The 8041-nt window shown below is 35.3% G+C and carries 7 protein-coding genes; all 7 read right to left on the minus strand.

What is annotated here, in order from left to right; all coding sequences use genetic code 11:
* Positions 1-162 precede the first annotated feature (162 nt).
* Positions 163-1290, minus strand: a complete 1128-nt coding sequence (locus ABUA47_RS20210) for a glycosyltransferase family 4 protein (RefSeq protein ID WP_034523419.1) — start codon at positions 1288-1290, stop codon at positions 163-165.
* Between the two features lie 4 nt (positions 1291-1294).
* Positions 1295-2560: a nucleotide sugar dehydrogenase gene (locus ABUA47_RS20215; RefSeq protein ID WP_005836973.1), complete on the minus strand. Its 1266-nt coding sequence runs from the start codon at positions 2558-2560 to the stop codon at positions 1295-1297.
* Positions 2561-2627: 67 nt separating this feature from the next.
* Positions 2628-3596: an SDR family oxidoreductase gene (locus ABUA47_RS20220; protein WP_005836972.1), complete on the minus strand. Its 969-nt coding sequence runs from the start codon at positions 3594-3596 to the stop codon at positions 2628-2630.
* A 28-nt stretch (positions 3597-3624) separates the two neighbouring features.
* Positions 3625-5115 carry a right-handed parallel beta-helix repeat-containing protein gene (locus ABUA47_RS20225; RefSeq protein WP_259338823.1) on the minus strand — a complete coding sequence of 497 codons (1491 nt, stop codon included), beginning with the start codon at positions 5113-5115 and terminating at the stop codon, positions 3625-3627.
* A 67-nt stretch (positions 5116-5182) separates the two neighbouring features.
* Positions 5183-6190 carry a glycosyltransferase family 2 protein gene (locus tag ABUA47_RS20230; protein WP_005836968.1) on the minus strand — a complete coding sequence of 336 codons (1008 nt, stop codon included), beginning with the start codon at positions 6188-6190 and terminating at the stop codon, positions 5183-5185.
* Positions 6191-6202: 12 nt separating this feature from the next.
* Positions 6203-7267, minus strand: coding sequence for a glycosyltransferase (locus ABUA47_RS20235; protein ID WP_349831943.1), 1065 nt, complete (start codon positions 7265-7267; stop codon positions 6203-6205).
* Positions 7268-7282: 15 nt separating this feature from the next.
* Positions 7283-8041, minus strand: a 759-nt coding sequence (locus ABUA47_RS20240; RefSeq protein WP_349831945.1) for an EpsG family protein, incomplete at its 5' end; no start/stop codon positions are given.

An 8041-nucleotide genomic window follows, 5' to 3' on the forward strand; every position in this document is an offset into this window, starting at 1 on the left:
TGTGTATAAGAGACCGCTCCTTCCGTAACGATATTCGGATTATTCTCATTACCCGTATATACAACTACCGGTTCACCAACATTCGGCACCATCGGTTCTTGTTCCTTATATGGCTTGTTCTTCTTCATGAATCCAATCTTTCTACAAAGATACCCGGGAATATCAAGATATCCTAATAATTGATTGATAAATATCAAAAGTTTGCCTGACAACCTTATCTATAGAAAATTCTTCTTCCGCCAACAGACGAGAGTTCCTTCCAAACTCCTTCCTCTTCGCATCATCTTCTATCAATAGGCCGATGGCATCAGCCAACGCCCTACTGTCCTTGGCAGGAACCAAATAACCATTATATCCGGATTTCACGCATTCACGGCAACCCGGTACATCGGTTGTTACAATAGGACGCCCTACCGCACATGCTTCAATCAAGGATTTGGGCAAACCTTCCCGATAGGAAGGCAGTACAACGATATCGCTATCCGTATATATAGGAAACATTTGAGCCTGATATCCTATCCATTCAATATAATCATCGACAAGAAGAGACCTTAGCTTTTCTTCCCCCAAAACAGCCAGATTTTCTTTGTCGCAATCACCTGCCAATATGAATTTTACTTTTCCAATAAATCGCTTTTGAAGTAATTTGGCTGCATCAATGAACTCCATCACCCCCTTATCCAACAATATCCTTGCAGGAAAGAGTACCTTTAATTGAGTCTTGCCAGGAGCTTGGGAAAAAACAAATTCATTCAAATCTACTCCCGAGCCCTTTATCAGAAAAATATGGGACGAGGGAACCAGATTGAAGCCTTTGATCATCCCCACATCATCCGGATTCTGAAGAATAAAGGAAAAAGACTTACTTTTGAATGCAATGCGGATCAAAGTCCTTATCAACTTCTGCAAAATCCCATTCCTGCCGTTCGTAAAGTTATACCCCAATCCACTTATTGCATTCACAACATGATGTTGCCCTGACAGCTTAGCTGCAACAGAACCTAACAATGCAGCCTTTAAAGTAACATGATGAATTATATTAGGTCTATACTTTTTGTAGTTTGTATATAACTGAAAAATACATTTCAATTCATGCAAAGGATTACTTCCGGAACGGTCAAAAGGAATATCGATAAAGCGAATCCCTTTCCCTTGTAAAAACTGTTTTCTTCCGGTATCCCGTGACAATAAATAAACTTCATATCCCTGCTGAATAGCATTCAGGGCAATAGGCAAACGATGGGAAATAAAGAACCAATCAACATTGGTAACAAAGAAAAGCTTTTTCATTTTATCATAATCTGCCGTCAACGGATTCTTTGGGCAAGAAACCTTTAACATCAAACACAACAGACCGTGTCTTCGACAAACTTTCGATATCTATTCCCGTAAACAGTTGATGGGCAACCGCCAACACAACCGAATCAAACTTTTCTTCAGGAAGTTCATTGATCACTTCAATTCCATATTCATGCTTTACGATATCCGGATTTGCCCACGGATCATAAACGGTTATATTCAGATTGTATCCCATCAAAGCCTCATAAATATCTATCACTTTCGTATTACGTACATCCGGACAATTCTCCTTGAAAGTAAAACCGAGTATCAGTATATTAGAGTTCAAAACCTGAATTCCTTTTTTCAGCATCAGTTTTATCACTTGACCAGCCACATACTCTCCCATACCATCATTCATACGACGACCGGCCAATATGATTTCAGGATTATAGCCATAACTCTGTGCACACTGGGCCAGATAATAAGGGTCTACGCCAATGCAGTGTCCTCCAACCAGCCCCGGCTTGAAGGGAAGAAAATTCCATTTGGTACTTGCAGCCTCCAACACATCCTGAGTATCAATCCCCATACGCGTGAATATCTTGGAAAGCTCATTGACAAAGGCTATATTGATATCACGTTGCGAATTCTCAATGACTTTGGCTGCCTCCGCCACCTTCATCGTGGGAGCCAAATGTGTCCCGGCAGATATAACAGAAGCATACACTTCGTTCACTTTCTTACCAATTTCAGGAGTTGAACCTGAAGTCACTTTCTTTATCTTCTCGACTGTGTGTAGCTTGTCACCCGGATTGATGCGTTCGGGGGAATAACCTGCAAAGAAATCCGTATTGAATTCCAAACCGGATATTTTTTCCACTACCGGAATACATTCATCCTCAGTCACACCCGGATATACTGTAGATTCATACACTACAATATCACCTTTGGAAATCACTTTCCCTACAGTGGTACTTGCACTATACAGAGGAGTCAAGTCCGGATTATGGTTATGATCCACAGGGGTAGGAACTGCCACAATATAAAAGTTGCAATCACGAATGTCTTCAATGTCAGCCGTGCACTTGAAGCCATTGGCAATGGCAGACTGTAGCAATTCGTCCGAAACTTCAAGGGTAGCATCGTGTCCTGCCATCAATGCATCCACACGAGATTTATTCATGTCAAAACCAACAGTTTTGTATTTGGTAGAGAACAAACGAGCCAAAGGAAGCCCTACGTAACCGAGACCGATTACGGCGATTTTTACTATATCCATAAGATTTTCAGTATTTATTAGGAAGTTTAGTTTATTAGCTAATAGAAAGGGAAAAAGAATGAATGAATCAGATATTATGCCAATACCATTTGACAGCTTCTTTCAGACCGTCGCGCATGCTGTATTCCGGAATATAACCAAGAAGTTTTCTAGCCTTATCAATGCAAGCCAAAGAATGAGGTATATCACCCTGCCGATTCGGGCCATGAAGAATCTCCACATCAGCTATTTTCGGATCAAACTCACTCAAATATTCCTTCAAATAATTCACCAGCTGATTCAATGTAGTCCTTTCTCCAAAAGCGGTATTATAAACCTGATTGACTGCATCCGGATTGGTGGTTGTCATGGCAAGCATATTCATCTGGATTACATTGTCAATGTAAGTAAAATCACGGCTGTATTCACCATCACCGTTAATCATGGGACTCTCGTGTGCCATCAATTTCTTCACAAATAAGGGGATAACAGCAGCATAAGCACCAAATGGGTCCTGACGACGTCCGAATACGTTAAAATAGCGTAAGCCGATACATTCCATTCCATAAGTACGTGCAAATACATCCGCATAAAGCTCGTTCACATATTTGGTTACAGCATAAGGAGATAACGGTCTACCAATCACATCTTCCACTTTGGGAAGAGACTGGCTATCTCCATAAGTGGATGAACTTGCCGCATACATAAAGCGTTTCACTCCTGCATCACGGGCAGCAATCAACATATTCAGGAAGCCACTAATATTAACTGCATTAGTAGTGGCAGGGTCTTTGATGGAACGGGGTACAGAACCCAATGCTGCCTCATGCAGAATATAATTGACTCCTACCACTGCCTTCTGGCAATCAGAGAAATTACGGATGTCACCTACGATCAGTTTAAATGTATCAGGATATTGATTCAATAACGGAAGAAGATTCTCAATCTTCCCTGTTGCGAAGTTGTCCAAACATACAACTTCATAATTATGGGCAAGTAAATACTCGCAAAGGTTAGAGCCGATAAAGCCGGCTCCTCCGGTAACTAATACTTTCATTATATAAACTTTAAGTTATAATTATCATCTAATCATTATATATATTCTCCTTATATTCAATCTTTTTACTCAAATCGTTCTTTTTCATATTTTTACCACACTTATGAAAGATATTATTCACTATACGCCCTGAAATACCATCAATTTTATCATTGAAGAATATTCCAAATTTGCCGAAATTTGTTATTGAGCAATTAGAAATTATGATATTATTATGTTTATTCTCAGAAGTAGATTCCACTTTTATCCCCACAAAATCATTGTTCTTATTACAACATATAATCTTACATTTATCGATTAAGACATCTTCTGTAGAGTATCTATATGTAAGCCATCCATAGCTGTCAGTCAATATATCACAATCTTTCACCTGCATATTTTTCAGTCCAAAAGCTCGAATATTCCCTCTGTCGAACACACTATTATTAACAAATATATTATTAACAATATATTTCCCTTCTCTATTTTTACTTCTTCCAGCAACCAATAAACCATTTCCTGCATTATTGCTGAAAAAGCAATTGTTTATCCTTATATTTTCACACGCGTAATAACAGTTTTCATACGCTGAAATATTTATATCATTAGGTTCAATATCTAAACCGGCTTGAGGTGGCGTACCATTTGTATTTATAAATTTACATCCTAAAAAATCAACGTGATTAGCTCTAGTAATGGAACTTCCCTGACGATGATTGTCACTAAAAATACAATTTATAACACTTATATAAGAAGGTGAGTGATCTATATTAGACTCAAGGTAAACATTGCCTATATATAATCCGTCGCCACGATTAAAACCGGATTGCAGATTAGACAATATGATATTACTTCCATATCGGATGCATATTCCATGACATTGCTCCGTTTTTATATCTGACTCTAGTTTATTACCAATTATTGTAAAATTCTTCAACTGAATATTTGATGTTCCAGCCCATTTCCCCCTACTATCTCCAATAGCCATAAAGCAATCTGCCTTCAACGATGTATTCCATTTAAAAACACTATTTCCTCCATCAATAATCATATCAGAATGTAACTGAAAATTAGCATGTTTAAAGTAGTAAACACCACAGTTAAAGAGTAAATTATCAAACAACAATATGTTATTCATCTGCTGGCTATTATCACTTCCACTGATAAATCGTCCTGAAGAATCGACAACACAATCACTTTTGAAGTCAAACCATATAGAATAGGCTGTATCAGCTTTCCAACTTCCTTTTAACAAAATATTATCCGAAAAAACAACATTTTGTTGAGCCATTACTTTTGTTCCATTGCCAATAAGCGTACCATTTTCGATTCGTCCACTATCTACAAAACACAAGACTGCACCTTCAGGAATGACAACGTTTTGAGACATAAGATTTATATTGGATTTAATTACATATTTCGCATATGATAAATTAAACTGCTTCTGAATAGGCTGTATACTATTTGTCACGAAAACGATATTAGCTTGACTATATATAGGTAAAATAAAGAAAAGTAATATTAATGAGTAAAACTTCATACTTTCATTGGTATATACCGAAAAACAATATTTTTACATTCATAAAAAGTAATTACTTACACCTATATTAAAACAAATATCTTTTTTTAAATTTAAGATAAGTACCTAAAAATTTAGCAGATAAATTATACCCTAGAAAAATGTACATAAGTCTTACTTTTTTAGTTTTCCTATCTGTTGCATATTTTAACACATATGACATCTTTCTTACTTCCTGAAGCAAAAAGTCACGACAATCTGTTTCAGCTAAAAATATAATTCCTAAAACGACAATAAACTGATAGGCACAATACCCCAACAACATTTTTTTTATCTGGAAATCCTGACATTCCTCAGATATCATAGGAATCCATTTTTTTATAATATTAAGTAAGTCCAACACATTTTTCTCTCTAATAGAGTTGGTTATTGATCCACTTCTTCTTCGATACGCATAAAAAGGAAGATTAATAGCATAAAAGTTATCGGCATGAAGAGTTAAAGAAAAATTCCAATCAATATCCTCTGAATAAATGCCTTTTTCAAACCAAATATTATTATCTATCAAAATCTTTCTTCGAACGAGTTTATTACATGCACTAGGAATAAAAAGCCCATTGGGTATAAGATATGAAAGAACATCTGACTTTTCACAGCCATTTATCTTATTAAGATTAAACTGGGGAAAGTATCTTATATGCTGGGATATGTTTTCTTCAAATGTAAATCTTCTAAAGAAAACAACATCAACTTCTGAATATTTATTCAGTAGAGAATAAAGAGAAAATAACGCATCACAATCGTTCCAATAATCATCACTATCAAGAAATACTACATATTCACCCGATGAGAATTTTAAGCCCCAATTTCGTGCATCAGATAATCCGCCATTGGCCTTATGAATAACTTTAATACGCTTATCCTTTGATGCATATTGTTCACATATAGTAGGAGAATTATCTGTAGAACCGTCATTGACAAGTATTAATTCAAAATTTTTATAAGATTGAATCAATATACTATTTATACACTCACTAATAAAGGGTTCTACGTTATATACTGGAACAATTATGCTAATTAAATACTCATTATTCATTTGGAGAGATAGTTAAAACATGAAATTAAAAAAAGATTCACCTATATTTTCCATAGAATATTTACTTCTATCTGACACTGCATTCATCTCAAATCTCGTTCTCAATTCTTCACTTTCCATCAACATTTTCAATTTAGTGGCATATTCTTCTACTTTTCCTAAAGGAACTAAAAAACCATTTTCGTCATCACGAATGATATCTTCTGGTCCCGCTGGGCAATTATAGGAAATACTCGCTGTAGGAAACAAAACAGCCTCACCTAAAGCATTGGGAAATCCTTCGGAGGTCGAAACGAAAGCAAAAATCTTACTTTGAGCCAAATACCGATCTACATCTTTGACTACTCCTACAAACTCCACATAACTCGAGATACCTTTCTGTGACACATAATCCATACACTCTTTCCTACATGGTCCATCACCTACAAATATTAGTTTCCAACTACCATCGTTTACTAAAGTAAAAATATCTATTAATTCACGTTGATTTTTTGACTTTATAAAACGCCCAACATTTACTATATAATTTTTCTTTTCAATGGATACATAATCGTTTTCAAAGATTGTTATTGGATTAGGAATGACCACTATGTTAGGGTGTTTAGTTAACCCATGAACTTTTTTTCTAGCCAAATTTGTTTGGCAAATTATTCCTTCTGCCTTTTGATAAAGAACTTTTTTCAAAAGTTGCCTTAAAAAAGATAATTTTATAAATGGGTTATTTCTATCTGCAACATATATTTTTATTCCCAACCCTATTGTAGAAAGTAAAGTAGCAATATTTGTTTCCACCCCCATACTTAAGACACAATCCGGACGCAACTCTTTAATTTTATGACGTAGATAAAAAAATTGTTTTATAATCCGAACATGCTTGTTTATTGCTAATATATCAAAATTAGGATAAATTACTTCGACTTTATCTGATAATGAATAAAAGCACTGAGTATTAAATAATGTAACAATAGTTACTTGCACTTCTTTTTTTTCAACAAAATATGTAGCAAGTCTTGTCAAAACTCTTTCCAATCCTCCTGCTGACAAATAATTTGTAACTAAGCAAACTCTATGTTTCATAATTACTATATTTAATCATAAATTTATCATTGAATAATAATCCTGAAGAGATTCCCTATCCGGATTTTTCGTTTTATCCAATATTGAACTATATGGATACCAGTGTACATACTTCCTCATATTCTTGCCAGTCAAATCTGACATATCACTAAAGTAGTATCTGCCATTCCACAAAAGAACCATCGAAAGTATACATGTCAGCAATATATATCTAGTGCCAAATACAAAGCGATTGCTTTTCCATAGCTCAACTACGAAATCGCTTAAGAAAATAATACCAATGAGGCATAAATAATTAAAAAAACGGCTGATGAAAGGAAAGCAAATCACCAATATGCCAAGCAAAAGAAATATGGGATAGAAATCATAAAACCGAGATCTCATACGTAATATCCGGTTTTCTATCTGCATCAATACACAAGGAAAAAGAATGTAACCCAAAAAAGCAATCAGAATGCCCATAAAATTCAGATTTTCTGATACTTCCGTATAATTAACCAACTTTATAAATATAATTGGAGGGACTCCTAAAGAAAAAGCCGCAGCAATGATAAAGTCTATATTTATAATGATTCCTGCAACAACTACAAACAGCCAGAAAATGCGTCTTAGCGTAATCCTTATACCGTATATTAAAGGAAAAACAAACGATATCGCAGCACCATAGTGGAAAAGGAATGCTATAATTGCCAATAAATAATAAGCAACGTATTTTTTATTCTGCAAGAATTTCACACTGACCAAAAAGACAGAAACGGCCAATGCTTCTCTCGC

The organism is Bacteroides sp. RTP31139st1_H2_RTP31139_211217 (assembly GCF_040227615.1).
Classification (GTDB): Bacteria; Bacteroidota; Bacteroidia; order Bacteroidales; family Bacteroidaceae; genus Bacteroides; species Bacteroides uniformis.

What these genes read in the sequence shown, in the direction of transcription:
- ABUA47_RS20225 (WP_259338823.1), bottom strand. Translation starts at nt 5,115, where the DNA reads ATGAAGTTTTACTCATTAATATTACTTTTCTTTATTTTACCTATATAT.
- ABUA47_RS20215 (WP_005836973.1), bottom strand. Translation starts at nt 2,560, where the DNA reads ATGGATATAGTAAAAATCGCCGTAATCGGTCTCGGTTACGTAGGGCTT.
- ABUA47_RS20230 (WP_005836968.1), bottom strand. Translation starts at nt 6,190, where the DNA reads ATGAATAATGAGTATTTAATTAGCATAATTGTTCCAGTATATAACGTA.
- ABUA47_RS20235 (WP_349831943.1), bottom strand. Translation starts at nt 7,267, where the DNA reads ATGAAACATAGAGTTTGCTTAGTTACAAATTATTTGTCAGCAGGAGGA.
- ABUA47_RS20210 (WP_034523419.1), bottom strand. Translation starts at nt 1,290, where the DNA reads ATGAAAAAGCTTTTCTTTGTTACCAATGTTGATTGGTTCTTTATTTCC.
- ABUA47_RS20220 (WP_005836972.1), bottom strand. Translation starts at nt 3,596, where the DNA reads ATGAAAGTATTAGTTACCGGAGGAGCCGGCTTTATCGGCTCTAACCTT.